This window comes from Rufibacter tibetensis (assembly GCF_001310085.1).
Lineage (GTDB): Bacteria > Bacteroidota > Bacteroidia > Cytophagales > Hymenobacteraceae > Nibribacter > Nibribacter tibetensis.
The window spans coordinates 3,231,088-3,253,552 of record NZ_CP012643.1 but is presented as its reverse complement, the minus strand read 5'-3'; the positions used below and the strand labels follow the sequence as shown (position 1 = coordinate 3,253,552).

The window sequence follows — 22,465 nt, the reverse complement described above, 5'->3', positions numbered from 1 at the left end:
CAAGGCAAAAGCAGACTCAGTATTATAACGGAACTTGAAACCTACTGAGTTAAGCACTTGTTGTGGGATCGGTTTTAGTATACACCCCATTGCCTTAGGCCTTTGTGCACATAGGAGTATTTTGGCAGTTTAGAAAATTAATGAAAAAGGTACTTTTCTTCTTTTTTTTCCTCTTTCCCTTTTTGCAGGTTCAGGCGCAGGTACCTGATTCTACCAAACAGATCGACCAAAAACTCCTGGATTCCTTACAGGCCATCATCATTCTGGATTCTATTGACGTGTTGCCCCAGGCGCTTGACATAAAAGGGTGGCTGCTGTTGAATGAAAGCATCATGAACGAGTTGGGGGGGGCGGTAGACAACATGTACAACTTCAAGTTTGAGACCGCTGAAAAGCAGTTCAGATCCTTGCGTCGCCGGTATCCTAAACACCCCATGCCCTATTTCCTCATAGGTCTGAGCCAATGGTGGAAAATGGTGCCCTCTAACATCACTGACACTCGTTACGACAATTACTTCCTGGCTTACATGGACACCACCATCACCCTGGCCGGGAACCTGTATGACAAGGATAACAAGAATTTAGAAGCTGCTTTCTTCCTCTCCGCAGCCAATGGGTTTGGGGCCCGTCTTCACGCTGAGCGGAAAAATTGGCGCAAAGCCGCCATTATGAGTAACCGGGCCTTAGATTACCTGCAGAAAAGCAAAAAAGCTAATGGTCTAAGCGATGAGTTCCTGTTCGGGGAGGCGCTTTTCAACTATTACTCCATCTGGATTCATGAAAACTATCCCTTGCTTCGCCCCGTGTTGTACTTCTTTCCCAAAGGGAACAAGAACTTAGGACTAAAACAGCTGCAGCAAGTTGCTTTCAATGGATTCTACACCGGCACCGAGGCAAAGTACTGGTTAATGAAAATTTACGCCAATGATGCTAAGAATGGCGCTTCAGCCATGTCGCTTGCCCAATACTTAGCCAGTACGTACCCAGACAACCCGTATTTCCAGCGCTTCTACGCCCGCATGGCCTTCACCGAAGGAAATTTTCCTGTGGCTGAGCAGCTCTCCACTCAGATTCTAGATAAGATTAACCGGAAGGTATTTGGCTACGAAGCCATCAGTGGCCGATATGCCAGTTTTTATCTAGCTTACATCAACCAGTACCGAAACAAGGATTACGCCAAGGCAAGAAGTTACTATCAGCAATGCATTACCTTCGCAGAGCAGATTAATGAACAGGAATCTGGTTATTATATTTCTTCCTTCGTGAACTTAGCAAGAATGAGTGACAAAGAAAAGAATGTGCGCCAAGCAAAGCAGTACTATGAAACCGTCATGCGGTTAGCTAATTCAAAGTCAGATGCAGAGAAAGAGGCGAAAGCTTATTTGAGGAAGAACAGGAAAGTGAAGTAAGATAGAAACGATGGAATTAAAAGATTTATTGCTCACTCCTATCTACTTGCTCTTGTTTTATATGATAGCATACCAAGTTAGGCCTAAGGCTACAAACAAGCTCACAAGAAAATACTTTATTCCGGCACTTACCTTGAAATTGGGCGGTGCAATTGCTTTAGGTTTAATCTATCAATTCTACTATGGCGGTGGAGATACCTTTAACTACTATTTTCATAGCAAGCTGGTTACGCAGGCTTTTTACGATGATCCCACAGTAGGGCTACAGCTTTTTTTGTCTAATGGAGAATTTAATCCTGCAACAATTAAATATACATCTCCTATGTATTGGTACCATTCTCCTACGGAGTTTATCATTGTCAAGATAGGAGCTCTATTTGGGGTGATAGGTTTTAATTCTTACACCATTATTGCTATTTTTTTTGCATTGGTGAGCTTCACTGGCATGTGGGCTATGTATCTGACGTTCAATAAGCTCTACCCCCACCTGCACAAACATTTCGCAATAGCTTGCTTCTTTATGCCTTCCGTTTTTTTTTGGGGGTCTGGCTTTATGAAAGACTCCATTACCATGGGGGCACTAGGTTGGCTTTTCTATGGCTTCTATGCAGCTTTCATAGAAAAGAAAAGCTTCATCAAATCACTAATTATAACCCTACTAGCAGCTTGGCTTGTCTATAATGTGAAGGTATACGTTTTATTATCATTCTTACCACCGGCCCTTTTCTGGATATTTTCTGAGAACAACAAAAGAATCAAAAATGCAGCGGTAAGAAATCTACTTAAACCCGTATTCATTGGTTTAGGCTTAGTGTTTGCCTACTTTGGAGCAACAAAACTTACCGAAGGAGATGATAAATATGATGTAGATAAGATTGGGGAAAGAACAAAAATCAATAGTGAATATTTGACAAGTAGTATGGTGGCCACGGGCTCTGCCTATAACATTGGTACTTTTGACGGCAGCATTGGCAGTATGTTAGCTGTTGCCCCACAAGCTGTGGTTGTTTCTTTGTTCCGACCGTTTCTTTGGGAAGTAAGAAATCCCATCATGCTCCTTTCTGCCGTTGAGGCAATGATTTTCATCTATTTAACTGTTTTTCTATTCTACAAAACAGGATTTGGCAAAAGCTTTAAGTTGATTTCTACTACTCCAATCCTAACTTTCAGTTTTATATTTTCTTTGGTCTTAGCTTTCGCAGTAGGCACTAACAGCGGTAATTTTGGAACCTTAGTAAGATATAAAATCCCCTTAATGCCATTCTACCTTTCGGCCCTATATATCATGAGATATTACTTTGTTACAAAAAAGCAAAATATAAAGCCCAAAACATCCTTACCTGGCACCAGAAGACCCGCCACAGTATAAGGAACAGTAACACAAATCTGTATACTATTGACACACACGTATAAACAAGCTGCCCAAAGAGTAAGCACACCTGCAATTACAAAAAAACGCCATTAAATCATCTCGCCTATTTAGATGGACTAAGAGCACTGGCGGCAATTTACGTGGTCATCTATCATGCCTTCATGCACATAGATTATCCCGCCAGAACCCTTGCCAGTTTCATCACTCTTCCGTTCAGATATGGCCATTTCGCAGTAAATTTATTTATTGTACTATCTGAATTTAGCCTGATGTTACCAGTTGTCAAAAATAACGGGGTTCTAAAGTTAAGTGCTAATGAATTTTTCAAAAAAAGGCTAAAAGAATTTTACCTCCTTACTATTTCACGTTAGCCTTCACTCTCTTACTTATTTCACTTTTGCTTGGTCAAAAGACAGGTACTGTCTGGGATTTTGCCATACCAGTATCTACGAAAGACATTTATTTTCACATCTTCTTATTACAAGACATTCTGCATGAACCAGATCCTAAAATAAATTATTCTTTATGGTCTATTTCAGTAGAATGGAGAATCTATTTTCTGTTTCCCTTATTAGTAATAAGCTACAGAAAATTTGGCCCTTATAGATCTACATTATTCACAGTGATAATTTCTTCAGCTTTATGGCTAATACTGGAGCAAACGAATTTTGATAACGGAGAAACTGTTATTTCACCTCACTACCTGGCACTCTTCACCTTTGGCATGCTGGCTGCTAATGAAACTTTAGTAGACAGAAACCATAAAAAAAGATTGATTTCAGCCTTTAGTGAAAAGGCTATCTACATTCTAAGTACAGTAACAGTTTTGTTAATAATGATATTGGAACACCTGAGAATTTATGAGGCTCCATACCCATACACTGACATCTTGATTGGAATTTCATGCATGGGTCTTTTGGTAAGTCTATCTACAGGTGGCTTAAAATATGTAACCAAGTGCCTATCATGGAAACCAATTGCCTTTATGGGATCTTTTGCCTATAGCATTTATCTAATTCATGCTCCGTTACTGCAAATACAATATCAGTATATAGTAAACCCATTAAATTTATCACCCCTGCATGGTGTTTTATTCTACCTTCTTGTGGGAACTCCCATGATTATTGGTTTTGCATATCTTTTCTTTTTAGTTGCTGAAAAACCATTCATAAGAAGGAGATAAACTAAAACAAAAACGGTGCACGAGATCTCGTGCACCGTTTTTGTTTTAGTTTATCTCCTTCTTATTAGTTTAAAGAATTGATAATAGATAGATAAACTGGAGCATTTGCTTTAATAGAATAATATTGTCTCACCCTTTTTGCAGCTGCTACCCCAATTTGGTGTCTTAGAGATTGATCTAGAGTCAATTGCTTTATTCTTTTATACCACTCTTCTTCTGATGTAACCAAGAAACCAGAAATACCACTTTCAATTACTCTAAAGTTAGCTCCAATAGCAGTTGCAACAGTAGGTATCCCAAGGGCCATATATTGAAGAGCCTTTAAACCACTTTTTCCTAATACCCACTCCTCATCTGGCAAAGGATATAAACCAATATCTATCCGGCCTAAATCTTTTACCTCGGTTGCTTCATTCCATTTGATAGCTTCAACTTCTACTCCGGAAATATTAAATGCCGGATCACCGATAACCAATAGTTTTAGCGGCATTTCTTTTGACAGCCTTCGCAAAACATCTTTGAGTAAATAAACATATTTAGAGGTGCTATGGCTGCCACTCCAACCTAAAACAATAGGTCTGCCTTGAATAGAATAATCTGATCGTTGCTGATAAACATCAGTATTAATTGTGGAAGAGATATCCGTAGTGCTCTGATTATACTGCCTTACAAAGGTATCTAGATGGGGAGTACATGTAATCACATGATCCGCATGCTTCATCAAGTAGATAGGCTTATTCCCAGATTTAAGCATATTAATAATAGGGTTTGCTTTACTCTTGGGCTTTAGAAAAATAAGATCATCTATGTCATACACTACCTTTTTGGCGAACGCCCTGTACAAATACTCAAAAAAAGGAGGACCTATAGGAGTCACCCATAAATGAATGTATACAACATCATATTTTCGCAGCGTAAAAAGCAAAAGGAACCTTCTAAGATAGCCAAGCAGCGTGTAACAAATTTTTTTTACATAATTCCGAGGCTTATAAACAATCTTCCAGAAATCTTCATCAATAAAGCTATTGGTAGTCAATTCATAGCCGTTTTCCTTAAAATAGGAATAATACTGCTCGAATTTTAACCGTTGGCTAGGAGCTTTATCAACCGGGTAAGGTGATACAAATAATATTTTGCCTTTCATTCGCTCTAAACTTCTCTCAATTCTGCTGCTCTTTCAACTCTTTGTAAAGGCTTCCTAGCTTTTCAGAAGTTTGTTCTTTTGAAAACTTGGAACGCACGAATTCACGGCTGTTTTCACTAAACTTCTTTCTTAAATTCACATTTGTAGCAAGCTGTACAATTGCTTGAGCCATTTTATCTATATCCTGCACAGGTACTAATATCCCGCTTTCTTGATCTTCAAATAGCTCTCGCGGCCCTCCTGAGTCTGTGGCAATTAATGGAACGCCATAATGCAAGGCTTCCAAGCAGGTATAAGAGAAAGATTCAGAATCTGAAAAATTAAGGGCTATGTCATACTCTTTCAACTTACGCTCTACATCAACAACTTTATCTTCAAAAGATACATACCTATTGATCTCAAGTACGCCAGCTCTATCTATCAAAGCCTGTTTGAACTGCCTGTTCTTTTCAAGTCCAAAATCACCTCCGGCAAAGGTTAGATGTACATTTTTTAAGTTGCACTTTTTTACTACTCGTGCTAAAGCTTCCACGGCATGATTCTGTCCTTTCCCAAAAGTAAAGTTTGCCAAATAGATAAGTTTCACTACTCCTTCCCTTAGCTCTTGGACTTCATAAAGAGGATATTTTTCCTGTAAAGGAAGCCTGTCATAGATCACTTGCGATTTACCCGTAGGCGATTTAACAAAACAAGCTGTTGAAACACCCACAATAGCATCAGCAAACTTCTCATGCAGTGCCATCCAGCTGTTGAAAAACAGAGATGGAAATGAATTAGGCAACCTCCTGATGTGGGTTAAAAGTTTATAAGAGGCGCCAAACCTACCTACCAGCCCTACCATATTGTACAAATCATTTGCATGCACAATATCAATACTGTGTTTTTCCAATATTTTTCTTAGCCGCAGGGCATTTGAAAAAAGCAAAGGAAAATAGAGAGCATTGCTCCCCATGTTCTTACTAATTTCTTTCATAGGAAATTTATAAGCGCTAAAACCCTGCTCAGATAAGAATATATCGTTTTTACTTTCTTCAGGAATCAGGAATGTAAAATCAACCTCTTCCTTCAAATCCAGAACACAATACCAAATTGCATTGAAAGCACCGGTTATGTCAAGACTATTATCAATAACTAATACATTTATTTTATTTCTCATCTAAGGCTATATTCCTTTAATCTTTGGAGATATAAGAAAATCTACTTTTAAGTTTAAGAAAATACATTTCAAAGAAATGATAACTCACATAACTCATGGCAAAAGCAATAAGCAAGCCTAAAACGTTATCAAAGAAGACAACTCCTGCCACACTGTTATTTGCTCCTAATTTGAAAGAGATTTTATAGGCCACTAGTAATGCCAAAAAATGAAGGCAGTACAAGCCGTAAGTATATTTCCCCAATGAGGAAATCCGTTTGAAATCACCTAACTTATAGAAAGAATTTCGAGAAAAATTCTGTTCCAGAATAACGAAAGCAAACAAAACAGCCAAGACCAATCTGTCAATGGCCAACCAATACATGTTTAAGTCAGAGAAGATCTCCCGGTTGTAGATAAACCAAACTAATACCAGGTAAATAGCTACAATGATATATTTTGGCAAGTTTTCAATTGCACAAAGGAATTGTTTATTCTCTAATACAAGCCAAGCTGCTAAACCACCAATGGCCATATCTGATATCACACTAAAAGTATCTTCTGTAAGTCCATGCCCAAAATGAAGCGTTCCAATTCTAACCAAAGTACTTAGGCCAATGATTGAGTAAAGCAATAAAGGCATTCGTGTTACGGGTGTGTACTTTACCAGCACAGGCCAGATTAAATAAAACTGTTCTTCTATACATACTGACCATAGCACAGCTAAGACAGGAGTACTTACTCCATATAACATATTGCTGTAATTAGCTAAAAAGAAAAGATAATAGGAAAGCTGTGCTGTTTCTTCATAAGGGTTATCTCCTAATCTATTTTTTACCCAAGGGAAAACAAAAAAACCAATGGCTACGCAAACGAAGTACAAAGGCCAAATCCGTAATATTCTTCTATAATAGAACGCTTTAATATCAATAGTTCCTTTTAACCTTATCTCTTCTATAAGTAAATACGTTATCAAAAACCCACTTAAAACAAAAAACAAATTTACTCCCAAATATCCTTCTCTAGTTACATCATAAATTACCTTAAAGACAGAATCATTCTTAATCTCTAAACTGGTAGTGTAAAAACTATGAAAAAGGAATACAAAAAAGAATGCAATAAATCGCAACCCATCTAGATGGGGAAAGAAAATCTTTTTCATGAAATCAATAAACCCATAGCAAATTTTATAGACTCAGCGTTTTCTTCAAGGTTACCTAGCCTATAAGAAAAACGTACTCTACATGATAGTTAAATCAGAAATGTTTTATCAAAAATCATCAATTATTGCTTCCCATTTCTTAAATACATTTTCTTTACTGAAGTCATTCATCCGTATTTTAGACTGAGAACTATACTTTTGTGCTAACACTTCATTATCTAATAATGCACCAATAGTATTGGACCAATTCTCAACATTAAAGTCAAAGTTATGGTCTTGAAACATTGGCATTAAAACTCCAAACTCTGCAAATTCTGGGTTTGTCATTGCTTGAGCAGGAATTGCAGTAGAAGGAGCTAACATTTCACGTGGCCCAGTGGGACAGTCCGTTGAAATTACGGGCAACCCACAAATCATTGCTTCACCCAATGCCATGGGAAAACCTTCCCATGAGCTTGGAAAAACAAACACATTTGCTTTACTAATAAATTTAAAGGGGTTATCATGAAAGCCCAAGAAGTACACATCGTAATCCTCACTCAAAGCAACTCCGCTACAAGTATCATATATGCGCAAGCCCATTTCCCTTCCTTTTTGTATTAGTGTTTCCCGCAAATCGCCATCGCCCACTATGACTAACTTACAGTTGAACCCTTTTTTTCTCAAACTAGCCATGACAGGCAACAAGGGTAATTGATTTTTTTGCGCTACCAAGCGTCCTGAATTGATCAAAACTTTCCCCTCCTTGAAGATGGGCAGATAGGCGTCTTCCAAAGGCATTGAAGCAGAAGCATGAATCTTTTCCAGATCAAAAAAGTTATTGATAGTGATAACCTTACCAGCATCAACACCAAAACCCATTATCAACTCCTGATTGATATCTCTGCTTACCGTTACAATTTTATCTGGGATCTTATACAGAATAGGCATAAAAATTTTTTTCCTGATCCAGCCAACAGGCCCAGAAATGTCTTTATCGTGTAACTTAGAACCGTGTACACAGATAACATTCTTCTCTCCTACCTTGCTTAATACGTTTACATAGTCTGCTCCTTCAAGGTGACTGATACAAACATCTATCTTATAGTGCTTCTTAATTTTCTTAAGCCGGTGAATTCTTAACCAGAAGTAATAAATCTTTAAAAAGATATTTCCCCCTCCGGGCACTTGCATGTCTATCAACTCATTTGAAGTTGGATAAGCAACCCCATCATCTTTGTTGAATACACAGTCGTATACTTTGTATTTCTTGCTTAATTCAGTGCTATGATCATGAAAGACCCGCTGTGCCCCTCCGTATCCAAGATTAGGAATCAATAGTAGAATTGTCTTCAAAACTTTAGCTTCCTTTTTATTTTTGATAATGTATTTGTTAAAATAGAATTAAACCAATCAATAGAAAAAGATCTTAGATTTGGTTGAAATATACCATGCTCGGTAAAATAAAATTTTTCACCTATCACCAGTGGAGGAGTACTAAACGTTACCTTACTTTTATAAACTAGAAAATGAAATATATGGAACTCCACTCCATTTAAATCCATTAATACCCCTTTTTCCCATACCAACCTTTTTCTATTTAAAAGTCGTTCGCTTATTAATGGAGCAAACAAAACCTTGAACGGATTATTTTCTTTTTTAAAAACGTGGGTAATACTTTCTACCTCACTTGGAAAATCAAAGATACTATAACCTTCCCACAACTTACTTATTACATTACTTGCTTCATCAAACAAGAAAACTTTATCTTCTTGCAGAATACGTTTATAATCTTTACTAGCCATAAAACTTGTATTGATAGGATTCTCATTCCTATACAAAGAAAACGGGCCAGCCATGAATCTAAAATTAGTAGAAATTATATCATAAGAATCCAAAAGTTCATCAGTTATTATTTTTCTAAGATCACCAAAAATGATATCAATATCACAATAACCCCAGAAATCAAACTGATACAAATAAGTTTCAAAGATTTTCCCATACATGGGCTTGATATCGCATAATTTATAGCCTGTTTTAAGGTTTACAGGTATATGTAACTGCTTACTTGCTAACTCATTGAACTGCGCCAGAGTAAATGGTATATAAGTTACATTTTTGAACTCTCTTCCACGTGGTAAGTGGTTATCTGAGAAGATCAAGAACTGAAAGTCCGGATTATGTAAACAGGTTTCTAGAAAATAATCAAAGTAGGAAGGGAAATTTCCGAAGTAAGGAACAACTAACGCGACTTTATTTCTCATACCAGAAATTTATACTCTCTAAGAAGCGACAAACGATTTTAATTTATTTTCAAATTTTTCTAAATTCAGATAGAATCCAGGCAAGAACTTAGTAGTACCTTTTTCACCAATAAAGCCATCATAATGGTACCCATAGAGCGTTGCTAATAAGATATAATGAAAAGGAAAATATTCACCAGGTGGAAAAATCTCAAGCAGGGACATAGGTTTAGACCTACGATAAATCATATTAGTTAAGCCCGCACCATGCACACCAATCGCAAACCTTGCACGGGCAAAGGTCCGCATCTGTTCTTCCAGCGGCATACCTTCAAAATCAACCACTTCAAAGCCAAAAGTCTTGCAAAGGGCCTCCACTTCTTCTTTATTTTCTATAAAACGGGTAGAGGTCCTGCTACGGGTAATAAAGATTCTATCATTACCAGCTGGCTCAGTTGTAAGGTCTGGGGCAAATTCCAGAAATCGGTTAAAATATTTTTTGGTATGGGTAAGGGGCTTACAAAAATAGGTTTTCTGAGATTCAATATAAAAATCATCTTGTATCACCCAAGTAAGTTTCTGCAGGAATGACCTTGTAAAAAAATACTGAAAATACTTTGACTCATAGAGAACCCTGGAAACTAATACCGGAACCTGATCTGAAATTCCTACCTTTTCTCTTAAAAAGAAAAGCTTAGGAATGATGTCATTATAGAAATGAAAATAGTTCTTCTCCCCTGTGTCTCGTAAAGAAATTATTTCTTTGAAGTATTTTACCTCTTTACTTTTATGCAACTTGAAGAAAGAAGGCTTGGGCACATAGGGTGCACGGCCAAAACCCAGTGATGGGTAAATTAATTTATTTGTCTTTGTTAAAGCCCATCCTTGTTCCGGCTCAATGAGGCATGGCTCGTTTATTACCAACAGGTATTCATCTTGGGTCCAGTCTTCATTCTCAGTATATTGCTTTTGGAGTCGGGTATCAAGATGTTTTTTCTTTACCGGAGTGAGCCTAAATGGATATTCATCATGTTTTACCAGAAATCTTTCATCCTGTAAAAAATATTCAGGAAAGAAAATTGTATCTATTTGACTGCGTTTAAAGGTAATATACTGAGTATATAAGGTCTTTAAGATAGTTTCTGGAAATACTTTCTTTATAAGATTCTTGAGCAATACTGCCATTAAGTAGTAATATTAGAAATAACCTTGTAAGCCTTTGAAAACCATTTTAAGCTTAGACATACTTGAAATAGAACAATAAGCACACAACTCACTTTGGTAATAGTGCCTCATACTCCCAAACTTAGGCTGCGGATACGTATAACATACCTGAAACCAGCGAAAAGCCAAGTACCTTAACAATGCTTGTTGATCAAAGAAAGGTTTCTTTCTATTGAACTCAGCTAATTTTAGAAGCCATAAATTGATTTCAGTCAAAGATATTGTTTGCAAAGGCCTATCCAGATGTGAGATCAAATGATGAATAGCTAATTCCCGCCTATTTGCCTCAATCCCCCATTTACTTAAGAAATTCTCACGTACTATATTCGCTATCAGATGACGTTCTGTCAAAATATCTTTTTTAGCAGTGTTGGGGTAAGTACGGTATTGAAGTAAGGCTTCTGGCAATGTAACAACAGTTAAATCAGCAGCATACCGCGCAAAAAAGTCAAAATCCTCAGTTTGCCGTAATTGCTCATCATACTTCATTCCTAGCTGGTGAAACAAGGCTGTCCTTAGCATAATAGAGGGATTACCAACCGGCAATGTGAACAGAGTCATAGCCTGGGCTAAAGCAGCAGTTTCAGGATACTTATTCAAAAAAGAACTATGACCAAAATTCTGCATCCAAGAACCAACTACATTTACGTCAGGATGTTTTTCAAGATACTCAACTTGTTTCGCCAATCTTTCAGGATGACACACGTCATCACTGTCCATCTTGGCTACATATGTTCCTTTGATTAGATTTAAAGCAAAATTATCTGACCCTGCACGACCTAAATTCTTTTGATTTATATAGAACCTAATTCTGGAATCTTTGAAAGATTTAACTATTTCAGATGTTTTATCTGTTGATCTATCATCAATAACAATCAACTCAAAGTCATAAAATGTCTGATTCAAAATACTATCAATTGCTTCTTTGATATACTTCTCATCATTATATACAGGCAAAACAACAGATACTCTTGGATTCATTTCAAAAAGGGGAGAACGCTATATCTAACTAATTAGGATAACTTACCTTAAACTTTGTTTCAAGCGGCATATGTCCTTAAAAGCTTGAACGGCAAAACTTCTTTGCTTTAGAGAAGAAGTAAATAAGGCAATAGTACGCGCAACATAGAATGTAGACGGATACTTCTCCTCTTCCTGAAAAAAGAAATATCGAAACAAGGCTATAGGACTCTTAATAATTTGGGTAAAAAGCCATAACACCCTCCTATCATATAAATACCTGAACTTTGAAACACTCAGATATGGATGCCGGTTTATAAAATAAAAAATAGCAGCAGAAAGCCCGGATTCACCAGTACCTTTTGCCAAGCGAATTAGATAATTCCAGCTAAGTCGGTCTTTAGGTAGATAGTGCTTAAACAGTAATCTCTCATCAAACCAAAGCTTATAGCCCGCCAAACGCATGGTATCTCCTAACTCAACATCTCCTCCAGAAGCCAGGCTTGCCCCTTTACGGTCAGTTAAAATGCTTTTAAACCCGGCTTCAATCAATTTAATCCAGGCAGATTTACGGATAGTAGCGCCAGCTCCGTAAACATAACCATTTAAGATTTCACCAGAATGCGGCGCTTGTTTCCCCAAAGCATAGACTATGCTAAAGGAATCAAACCAGGAAGGAGGTTTTACTTCTAGCACAGGTTCCCCCACACCACCTAACATTCCAATGGAGAGATTTGACTCCATGATACGGAATGCATTCATCACATAATCATTCACCAGCCAGTTATCGTCATCTACCCAGAGTAGATATTCATACTGTGAAGCGTGAAGACCTGCCTCCCGGGCATAATTCAATCCGGGCTTTATTTCACTAATTACACTAAAAGGAACAGCAACCCCACTAACTTTATACAGATCATAAGCAACTCTCCTGGTATTGTCTTTAGATGCATTGTCTACAATAATAATTTCCCATTCAATATCAGAAGATATTTTTTGCTGAAATAAATGCTGCAATGTTTCAGGCAACCTCCTCTCGCTATTATAACAACAAATAACTACACTTACTCCTTTTCTAATTTGCATCTATACTTCTGGTAATTTAAAAGATTAGGATAAAGCTTTTAGTTTATCATAAATATACTGGGCAATTGCCTGTTCAGAACAAACATTGTTCCACCAATCTAAGGTTGCTGCCTGCAATCTTTCCTGTTCTTCTGGGTTAGCAAGAAGATGTTTAATTACATTATCCAATTTAGACCATTCAGAAAGTATGAGCATAGGTGAATTGGAATAGAAAAATGTTTCAGGTAACTTTTCAGAGATGATAATACATCCTGCCCGCATTGCTTCAAAGTGCCGGAAAGTCTCATAACTAATCACTCCCCTAGGGCAGATCACAATCTTACTGTTATACAGCATTGCTGCAAAATCTCTGGGATTTAAACCAGATTTGAAACCTTGCTTATTGAATCTGATAAATGAATCTGGATAATAGGTATCAAATTCTGTTTTGGAGTAAATAAACCTATGAAACCTCTGCCATATCCTATTAGGAAGAAAGTTGTAAGGTGTAAAATGCTGATATAGAGATAATCTGGCAAAATGCAGGGCTCCAGAAAAAAAAACGTTGGTTTTTCTAGTATGAACAGGGGCAACAGGTAACGCTGGTGTAGAGTTTACATACCCTAAGGGTAAATGAAAAAGATTAGGATACGGAACATCTGATAGCAAATAGTTTTTGAAAACCGCAAACGCACCTGTTCTCATCAACTCATGAGGTATTCTGGAAGCTTCATCAGATAAATAAATGACAACTTCTTTTTTGGTACTCTTTCCAAATGGATAAGCTGGTTTACTGTTTTGAGGAGTCTGAGAATAAATTACAAACTCATATTGTTCAAAATCATCTTTTAATAATAATTTAAGTTCATCAATAATATTGCCTATATAAGATGATTCACAAAAATCAGGATTGTAGTAATATTCATTCTCAACATTATTAAAAACGTTATTATATTTTTCAGAAGCTAAATACATGAACCTACTTAAATTTGCTTAACAAATCACTTTAAGATCAATATATTTAATCTTAAAAAACACAAAGATCGCTTGAGGTTACCTACTTACCAAGTAATAAGCTTTCTAGTTTAAGAGGATCTAGATAAAAAGAACCATTTACTTCCTTACTACCAACAACAGCATTGTAAGAAAAACCATAAGACGCTGAAAGCCAGAAGAAATTTGGTGGTATATTGTTTTCTGGAAAAATCTCTAAGAGATTTAATTGTTGTGATCTCCTAAAGATGATGTTTGTTAACCCAGCGCCATGCACACCTATGATATGACTAGCATTATGAAAAACCTCTATTTGTTCTTTCAAAGAAAGCTCTTCACATGCAATAACTGTATATCCATAGGATTGGACTAGTTCTTCAATTTCACAAAAGTTTTCTAAGCGGCGAAGCTTTGTTCCTCGTCTGGTTACAAAGATTTTGGCTGCTGTAGCTCTTTTGACTAAATACGGTTCAAATAACTTAATCACTTCGTCAAACTGCTTTCTATGGTTATCCAGAACCCGGCAATAAATAGTAGAGCTTGATTCAACATAGGTATTCTCATCTTGTACTACCCAGTTGTAACTCCTAAGTTCATCAGATAACTCTAAGCTTTGAATGAAATAAGACATTTTAGACAATCCTTCTGGGATAAGGATGCTTACATTAGACTGCAATAATCCTTCTTTTCTTAAAAGGAGAATGGCACCAAGTATATCATTAAAAAAATGCCAATAATTAAACCATCCTAACCTTACCACAACAGCAGAATCTACTGTTACTACTTTCTTTGTTGGCTTGAAATACTGAGCAATGGAAGGGAATGGTACCTTTACTTCATCATTAAAAGAGTAAACAGACTCTTTAACCAAATTTCTGTAAGCTATAATTGACCATCCAAACACGGGTTCGATGATCACCCTACCACTGTAAGTATAGATATATTCTTCCTTAAGCCTGTTTGCATACATCTGTAGTGATGTCTTAGCTTCTTCTGGGACAGAGGGTATAAAAACTCCTCTGTAAGGAAAAGATTGGGAATGCATATGTTTGAGCACCTTACCTTTTAGATGCGGATTATCACCAAGCTTTACTACTTTAAAGAAAAAAGTATTGATAATTTTAATTATTTGTGAAATAGCTGCCTTCATAGTATATCCAACTCTATTGATAAGTAATTACATATTAAGTTGTTAAACTAATGTGGTTCAGCAGCAGAAGATGTTCTTATCTAGCAAAAAAGAAAGCAGAGAAAATTCAATAATTGCTAGACTAAAATAAACAAATAAATCCATCAATATACCTTAATCAAATATAACGACTAGTTCAATTTACTCGCAATAAATACATGGTTTTACTAATAACACTAATTAGATTTTAATCTCCTCCAAAACCTAACTATCCATGGATGATTATAATAAAAATTAACTAATTTATTTTTTGTTAAATCAAAAAATACCTTATGAGAAAATTTGTAATCAGAATACTTTTTATCTTTTGCCTTAGGAGATAAACTTTTGTAATAATGATATAAATAATTTAATCTATTAGGCGAATAAACATGCCATGGTTTAAACCTAGATGAAAAATGTATAATTATTTTATCAGAAAGAAAATAATTGAATTGAGATTGGGGCATTTCTTGGGGGAAGTCTACATACATTAAGTTAAATTTAGACTCAAGCGGCAGCCAATTATTATTTAAAACTGCATTTAAAGCATCTTGGTCTACAAACTGAATCTTTTCTGGGAACTCCTGTAGAAAACTTATCGCTTTTTCAGAAATCTGCTGGTTTTTCCAAACTGGCAAGTTCATGAGCAAAACGCCAGCATTAAAATATTTACCCGTTTCAAATATGCCTAATTCGGGTCTGGTCGTAAAAACATTATCGGCCACCGCAGCCACAGGAAAAGAGCCTAAATCTTTTTCTAAAAACTGTCTCATTTTGCCTACTACTATTGTATCTACATCCACATAAAGAAGTTTATCAATATCTCTAGGCACTAATGCCGGGAAGAATAACCGATAGTAAGTTGCTATAGTAAAATGGGAATTTGAGGGAATTACAAATTCTTGGGCCAGATTTTCATCTATATTATAAAAAAAAACTTTTGATTTATTTTGCTTAATAAAATCTTCAAGTTCTTTTATTTCACTTTTTTCTAGACCAGTAGCTATTATATGAAAAACAAAGTTGCTTTCTTTATTATTATAAAAAATTGATGTTAAAAACACATAAGCAGGAGTAACAAAATTTTTATCAAACGCTAAAGCAATATTTATAGGACTAATTAACACTGAATTCATTATCTATATTTAATAAATGTAATCTATTGTCTGATTTAGATTAAACTGATTATATTGAACACAAAAAGTATATTTCATTTCAGGAGTTCTTTATAAATATGCTTTTATGTTGTTCCGTATACATTTAAACCATTGTTCTGACAACAAGATTAGCTTCTGCACATTTTTGATATCGCTCAACTGATTGAATACGTATATAAAGGTAAAAAAGTAAAAGAATAATATCAAATATGTTTTTTCTTTGAAGTGAAGTAAAAATAAAAGTAATAATACAAGACTTCAAAAAAAGATGTTTTACCTATGTAACTTTCATAATTAAATACAGCCTCAATTAACTCTTTTTTTGTAAAGGCTGCAGCATAGGTCATGAAATGGCTTTTTTTTCTTTCATCTATTTTAAGATATTCATCAGGGTAAAAGCGCCCTATTGTAACGATAACATCTAACTCTTCTTCAAATCTTCTTTTTCGCTTACTATAGTTATCCCAAGTCCTAGTTGTAGCACTATGGCTACGGAAATAATTTAATTTATTTGTAGTAAACGAAATATCACCAAGGTTTAACAATTTTACCCATAAAAGCCAATCACCACATTGTTTCATTTTTTCAAAATCTCTATCTACTTGCAAATAGGCATCTTTTTTAAATATTACACCACTTGCATTCGGAATAGTATTCTTGTGCAATAGATACCTTAAAGTTTCATCCTTACCACTATTATAATAATCTGCCAACCAGTGTGTCGTACTTACGCTATCAGTATGCCACAACATATCCCTTAAAACTGTTCCTGATTCATCAACCTGATTAGACTGGCTAAATGAAATAACACAATTATTTTTTATATTATTTATAACTATTTCTAGAAAATTTAATTCACAGAAATCATCGCTTTCTGCAAACCAAATCCATTCCCCAATAGCCAAACTTACACCTTTATTCCATTGCTTAAATGTTGAACCGCTGTTATTTTTATTATAAACAATATGGGAAACCTTAGGATGCCCTCTATACCGTTCTATTACTTCTATGCTATTATCTAATGAACAATCATCTAGAATGATTACCTCAAAATTGTTATATGTTTGATTTAAAACTGATTCAATACGTTGTTCTAAAAAACGTGCATGATTAAAGTTAGGAATGATTACACTTACAAACATATACCGTAATAATTAACTTTTTAGAAATTTTATTTATAATATCCTCTTATACATAAAGCCTTTTGATTAAGCCTAACATAATTCCTAAATATCTAAAAGTGTTCTCATGCACCATAAATTGACAATCATGATACTCATCCAAATATATTACATAATATTAAATAACAGTTTACTTCAAGTTAGTATTTACAACTATAATCAAGCAACAAAATACCACTTATTACTTATTGAAACTGATAATTAAATTCTTTTATAAACAGTTGTAATTAATTCTTGATTATGCTTATTTTTACCTCTCAACTTCATAATGTAATATTTAAAAGCAAGTTTCAATTTATAAAATAAAAAATAAAACCAGTCTTTAGCTGTCATGGCAATCTTGGCTCTCATAAATACTTGATCATACCAATACTTATCCTGTTCATAATTTTTTAAGAATGGGTCAAATCTAGCTATTTCAGAATACATTTCCTTTGGGCCAACAACATGTGTTTTTAAATGTTTTTTTAATTTCACTTTACTTTTATGCGAAACATTAAAAACAGTTTCATATAGCAAAAAAATAGCCATACTTACTACAATCCAATTCCAACTCTCATCATGGTTTGTATCATGAGCCATAGAATTTATAATTACCTTATCACTAAATAAAACTTTATGATTACTACTATTACTTAAAGCTGAAAGCAGCAATGCCATATGTGGTGCTAATGTATAAGAATATTGATACATAGTTTTATACCCACTACTTAGTTTTTTTAGATTATACAAACCCACTGATATATACAAAAGGTTACCAAAACTATCTATTCTATCAATTAATTCATCACAATCATTTACAAAAAAACTTTGATTTCTATCTTTCGCCATTGTAATTGTTTTAAAATTAATAAAACTGCAATTAGCATTACTATTAATTACATCTTCAATAATTTGAATGGCATTTGCACAAGGCGGATCATCATCTCCTAACATCCAAAGCCATTCTGTATCACAACTTTCAAAGCATTTTATAAAGTTGCCTGACATGCCAATGTTAATTTTATTCCTTTCTATTTCTATCCCTGAATCTAGGATATCTTTTAAAGTTTCTGAAACAGGAATATCTGAACAATTATCAAATATTTTCAATTTTATTTGAGGGTTTAATTGAGGCAAAAGCAACTCAACTGTTCTTTTCAACTTAATGTTTCTATTGTATGTAGGTATTGCTATTGTAACAGCCATAATGCACAATTTTAATGTATCTTAAACTTTATTAGACGAACTTCTATAGGTTATAAATAGATTACCCACTACATAATTCCCATTAATGGGTAAATTACTACATTATTATTAAATAACTATTCAGTTAAACATATACATTAAAAAAATTAGTACTTTGGAATTACATCTTTTAACGTATGAGACGGGCACCAAGAAGTTGAATTACTTAGTTTCAAACAGTTTAACTCCAGAAACTGCATTTTTATATCATTTCTAACAGTGCCTAATGTTATGTTCTTTAACTGAACATTATATATCCTTGCTACCTCCTTAACTAAATCTTTTATTCTTATTTGCGTATTAGAACATACATTATAAGTTCCGCTTAACATTTCACTTTCACATAATTGAAGCAATAGACAAACAAGATCCTTTACATATAAATATGATCTTTCTTGTTCCCCACTTGTTAGAACTAATTTCTTATTGTTTTTTAGACAATTTATAACATAGGGAATTAATCTATTACCATTTTCTCCCGGACCATAAATTGTTGGTAGTATCAAATGATAATATTTTATATCTAACAAACCACTAATTACAAAACGAGTTAATAGGCGCTTTGAACTACAATAATGATTTGGAACAGGAGAATTAATAGACACTAGTTCTTCTTCATTATAAGCATACTTAGTAGGCACTTCTCCTATCTCAAAATAAGAACCAAATGTTATAATTTTACCCTTATAATTCTTTTCATTAAGCAAATTCAATAGAGATATAGGAATAAATGCATTTAGTTGATAGACCAAATCAACTGATTCTTTCAGACCTGATTGTATTCCCGCGCCTGCAGCATATATAATTATATCCGAGCTTAATAATCGATCTATATCGAGAGAATAATTCGGGTAGTCAAATAATATAAACTCGAACTCTTTTTGCAATAATGGTTTTTCCCTTGCATATAATGTAAGTTCCCAATCATTATTATTCACTTCTTCTATTACATTCCTTCCTAGGAAAGAATTTGCCCCAATAATGGATAACTTACTTCTTATCATGAATCTTCCGAGTAAGCTTTAATCGAGTTTATGGTAAAGTTTTTTATTTCCTTACTGTTTCTTTCATAAGCTAGATACCATGATATTGTTTCTTTGATTGCTTGAAAAGAACTCCATTTAGGTCTCCATCCTAATTCAGAAACTGCCTTACTAATATCAAGCTTTAACAAGCCTGCTTCATGCGGTTGATTTTCAAGTTCTGGTTTTTCATACTTCCCATTACCCCATATAGTAATAGCTGTATTTACTAACTCTTCTACCACCTTATTATCTTCTGCATAAGGCCCGAAGTTCCAGGCACCACCAAAAGAGATAGGATCTTGAGCTAACTTAGCGCCTAATAATAAATATCCTCCCAAAGGCTCTAACACATGTTGCCACGGCCGTACAGCATTGGGATTACGAACAGAAATGGGAATACTATTTCGCAAGGCTCTAACAATATCTGGAATGATACGGTCTTTCGCCCAATCTCCTCCACCTATCACGTTACCTGCTCGGGCACTGGCAATAGCTTTCTGATGCTGTTCATAAGCTGCTGGATTAAAAAAGGACTGTGTATATGAGTTGATCACCAATTCAGCACAAGCTTTACTTGCACTATAAGGGTCATAGCCACCTAACCGGTCTGTTTCTCTGTAAGGATAAACCCATTCCTTGTTTTCATACACTTTATCAGTTGTAATAAGAACAACAGAACATGGCTTTTGTAACTTCTTTAGTGCATCTAGCACATAGGCTGTCCCAATGGCGTTTACAAAGAAGGTTTCAGATGGAATTTCATAAGAAAGTCTAACTAGTGGTTGCGCAGCCAAGTGGAAGATAAAATCAGGCTCAAAAGACAAGATAGCCTCTTCCAGTAACTCTTTTTGGCGCAAATCTGCAATGACAGATTGGCACAGGGTATCTCCTTCTATCAGATGATATAAATCTTCAGGGTTTTCCGGAGCTAAAGAGTAGCCCTTTACTTCAGCTCCTAGCATGTGGAGCCATTGCAAAAGCCAGGCACCTTTAAAGCCGGTATGTCCTGTTAAAAAAACTTTTTTTCCTTGATAGGTGTTTTGAAGTTGATCTAAACGCATGGTACTTGATTATAACCGCCAGACTAAATTCTTACCAAGTTTTCCAGAGAGCTTTATTTAGCGTCCACTCCTGCTCTAACTCAATCTTATCACGTAAGGTGTCCATGGGCTTCCAAAAACCTGAATGCTTGAAAGCAACCATTTGGTCATCTGCTGCAATATTCTCCATGGGCTCTTTTTCCCATATGGTGCTGTCACCAGGTATGTAATCAAAAACACCTGGTTCACAGACAAAGAAACCTCCATTGATCCAGGCCCCGTCCCCTTTTGGTTTCTCCATGAAAGAGTTTACCTGCTCCTGCGCATCCAGATTTAATGCTCCAAATCGACCTGAGGGCTGTACTGCGGTTACTGTTACTAGTTTACGATGCTGCTGATGATACTTCACAAGGGCTTTGATGTCTACATTCCCTACGCCATCACCATAGGTTAATAGAAAAGGCTCATTGCCTATGTACTTCTGAACACGTTTTATTCGGCCACCAGTCATAGAGTTCACTCCTGTATCTACCAGTGTAATCTTCCAGGGCTCTGCCTGTGAATCATGAACTTCTACTGAGTTGTCTTTTAGATCAATGGTGATGTCTGATAAGTGGCGGTAATAATTGGCAAAATATTCTTTTATCAAATACCCTTTATACCCCAAGCAGATGACAAAGTCATTAAATCCATAGCTTGAATATATTTTCATGATATGCCACAACATAGGTTTATCACCTATTTCAACCATGGGTTTCGGCTTTAAACTTGTTTCTTCAGATAAACGCGTCCCAAGGCCTCCTGCTAAAATTACTACTTTCATTTTATTGAAATTAACTCTTGATTTATGTTTGTTATAAAAAAAGCCTAACCTTTGATAATAATTCGGGCAATTAACTTTAATTTACTTAAAGTCTTCTCACTTAAGCTTACTTCAGGCACTATTAACTCTCCGCTTTTATTGGTTAGTTCAAACGCCTTCTTTGCAAGTACATCTATTGGAGCATTCCCGTTTTCTTTGAAAAAACTATGAAATGCAAAATCCCATTTTCTTTTACCATTATTCGGCCAATAATGCTCAACATAATCTTCAGAAGTGGTAAGCTGAGTTTCTTGTTGCAAAATATAAGACAGGGAAAATTGTTCTGCAGAAAACAAGGAGCTTTTTGAAAATATCTGATCTGTAAGATTTAATACATCTTCTACCAAGTGCGCATTATCATAGCTAATACCTGTTACTCCTGCATTCCACATTCTTGCTGTTAATGGTATTTTAAAATTTTTACCCTTAAGACTAAATTGATTTTCTTTAAGTACCCTTCTAAGAGTAACCCAATTTATGTCTTCAAAGCCTCCACCTTCATTCAAATCAAATTCGTTCGTATTCATAATACTTACTTCTTTTGAAATCCTGGCAAAGAGTGGTATTGGGTTCTTCCAAAAGAAAGTATCACCATCCATGTAAAAGATATCTTTCTTATACTTTATAAAGCAATCTTGCAGCACGCATGTTTTTACCCTATGCACAAAGTTCATAGGGCCTTTATATTCTTTTATATCTTCTTTAGAAAGCAACTCAATAGATACAGGTATACCTTTCAAAAACTTTCTAAACACTTTTAACTTATCTGTATAGATTACTATTTCAATATTATTGAACTTACCATTAAGGTGATAAAACATAGTAAGGATACAGAATACAACCTGATAATAAAGATTACTGGCACCGTATGCTAGAAAAAGAATAACTATGTTATCTTTTTTATTCATATAAATTAAGATATACAATATTAGT

The 22,465-nt window shown here is 35.2% G+C and carries 19 protein-coding genes and 1 pseudogene; 3 read left to right on the top strand and 17 right to left on the bottom strand.

Annotated elements, in window-relative coordinates; translation table 11 throughout:
* Nucleotides 1-140: 140 nt before the first annotated feature.
* From DC20_RS13295 to DC20_RS13285, 3 genes and pseudogenes are all read left to right on the top strand, one after another.
* On the top strand, nt 141-1,409 hold the full coding sequence (locus DC20_RS13295) for a tetratricopeptide repeat protein (protein ID WP_062544278.1): 1,269 nt from the start codon (nt 141-143) through the stop codon (nt 1,407-1,409).
* A gap of 10 nt (nt 1,410-1,419) precedes the next feature.
* Nucleotides 1,420-2,778, top strand: coding sequence for a hypothetical protein (locus DC20_RS13290; protein WP_062544277.1), 1,359 nt, complete (start codon nt 1,420-1,422; stop codon nt 2,776-2,778).
* Between the two features lie 164 nt (nt 2,779-2,942).
* Nucleotides 2,943-3,964, top strand: a pseudogene (locus DC20_RS13285) (acyltransferase family protein).
* Nucleotides 3,965-4,028: 64 nt separating this feature from the next.
* Here the strand turns inward: DC20_RS13285 and DC20_RS13280 are convergent.
* The 17 genes from DC20_RS13280 to DC20_RS13200 form a co-directional block, all read right to left on the bottom strand.
* Nucleotides 4,029-5,108 carry a glycosyltransferase family 4 protein gene (locus DC20_RS13280; protein ID WP_062544275.1) on the bottom strand — a complete coding sequence of 360 codons (1,080 nt, stop codon included), beginning with the start codon at nt 5,106-5,108 and terminating at the stop codon, nt 4,029-4,031.
* Nucleotides 5,109-5,124: 16 nt separating this feature from the next.
* Complete coding sequence (locus tag DC20_RS13275) at nt 5,125-6,264, bottom strand: glycosyltransferase family 4 protein (protein ID WP_062544274.1); 1,140 nt, start codon at nt 6,262-6,264, stop codon at nt 5,125-5,127.
* A 16-nt stretch (nt 6,265-6,280) separates the two neighbouring features.
* A complete protein-coding gene (locus DC20_RS13270) occupies nt 6,281-7,405 on the bottom strand; it encodes an acyltransferase family protein (protein ID WP_062544273.1) in 1,125 nt (374 codons plus the stop codon).
* A 108-nt stretch (nt 7,406-7,513) separates the two neighbouring features.
* Nucleotides 7,514-8,740 (bottom strand): glycosyltransferase, encoded by a 1,227-nt coding sequence (locus tag DC20_RS13265; RefSeq protein ID WP_062544272.1) that lies wholly within the window; start codon nt 8,738-8,740, stop codon nt 7,514-7,516.
* On the bottom strand, nt 8,737-9,648 hold the full coding sequence (locus tag DC20_RS13260) for a DUF6625 family protein (RefSeq protein ID WP_062544271.1): 912 nt from the start codon (nt 9,646-9,648) through the stop codon (nt 8,737-8,739). Before DC20_RS13260 ends, DC20_RS13265 begins: the two co-directional genes overlap by 4 nt.
* An 18-nt stretch (nt 9,649-9,666) precedes the next feature.
* Nucleotides 9,667-10,812 (bottom strand): glycosyltransferase family 61 protein, encoded by a 1,146-nt coding sequence (locus DC20_RS13255; protein ID WP_062544270.1) that lies wholly within the window; start codon nt 10,810-10,812, stop codon nt 9,667-9,669.
* 12 nt (nt 10,813-10,824) lie between these two features.
* Complete coding sequence (locus DC20_RS13250) at nt 10,825-11,832, bottom strand: glycosyltransferase family 2 protein (protein ID WP_062544269.1); 1,008 nt, start codon at nt 11,830-11,832, stop codon at nt 10,825-10,827.
* Between the two features lie 42 nt (nt 11,833-11,874).
* Nucleotides 11,875-12,897 carry a glycosyltransferase gene (locus tag DC20_RS13245; protein WP_071885455.1) on the bottom strand — a complete coding sequence of 341 codons (1,023 nt, stop codon included), beginning with the start codon at nt 12,895-12,897 and terminating at the stop codon, nt 11,875-11,877.
* A gap of 24 nt (nt 12,898-12,921) precedes the next feature.
* The gene (locus tag DC20_RS13240) at nt 12,922-13,851 is read right to left on the bottom strand and encodes a hypothetical protein (protein ID WP_062544267.1); all 930 of its coding nucleotides are present in this window, start codon (nt 13,849-13,851) and stop codon (nt 12,922-12,924) included.
* Between the two features lie 82 nt (nt 13,852-13,933).
* Nucleotides 13,934-15,019, bottom strand: coding sequence for a glycosyltransferase family 61 protein (locus tag DC20_RS13235; protein ID WP_062544266.1), 1,086 nt, complete (start codon nt 15,017-15,019; stop codon nt 13,934-13,936).
* A 215-nt stretch (nt 15,020-15,234) separates the two neighbouring features.
* A complete protein-coding gene (locus tag DC20_RS13230) occupies nt 15,235-16,176 on the bottom strand; it encodes a glycosyltransferase family 8 protein (protein WP_062544265.1) in 942 nt (313 codons plus the stop codon).
* A 224-nt stretch (nt 16,177-16,400) separates the two neighbouring features.
* Entirely contained in the window at nt 16,401-17,339 is a 939-nt protein-coding gene (locus DC20_RS13225; protein ID WP_062544264.1) for a glycosyltransferase family 2 protein, read from the bottom strand.
* A gap of 240 nt (nt 17,340-17,579) precedes the next feature.
* Nucleotides 17,580-18,566 carry a glycosyltransferase family 2 protein gene (locus DC20_RS13220; protein ID WP_062544263.1) on the bottom strand — a complete coding sequence of 329 codons (987 nt, stop codon included), beginning with the start codon at nt 18,564-18,566 and terminating at the stop codon, nt 17,580-17,582.
* A gap of 146 nt (nt 18,567-18,712) precedes the next feature.
* Entirely contained in the window at nt 18,713-19,609 is an 897-nt protein-coding gene (locus tag DC20_RS13215; protein ID WP_062544262.1) for an NAD-dependent epimerase/dehydratase family protein, read from the bottom strand.
* A complete protein-coding gene (gene rfbG / locus DC20_RS13210; RefSeq protein WP_062544261.1) occupies nt 19,606-20,691 on the bottom strand; it encodes a CDP-glucose 4,6-dehydratase in 1,086 nt (361 codons plus the stop codon). Before rfbG ends, DC20_RS13215 begins: the two co-directional genes overlap by 4 nt.
* Before the next feature lie 31 nt (nt 20,692-20,722).
* Nucleotides 20,723-21,493: a glucose-1-phosphate cytidylyltransferase gene (gene rfbF, locus DC20_RS13205; RefSeq protein ID WP_062544260.1), complete on the bottom strand. Its 771-nt coding sequence runs from the start codon at nt 21,491-21,493 to the stop codon at nt 20,723-20,725.
* A 44-nt stretch (nt 21,494-21,537) separates the two neighbouring features.
* Nucleotides 21,538-22,440, bottom strand: coding sequence for a hypothetical protein (locus DC20_RS13200; protein ID WP_062544259.1), 903 nt, complete (start codon nt 22,438-22,440; stop codon nt 21,538-21,540).
* Nucleotides 22,441-22,465 lie beyond the last annotated feature (25 nt).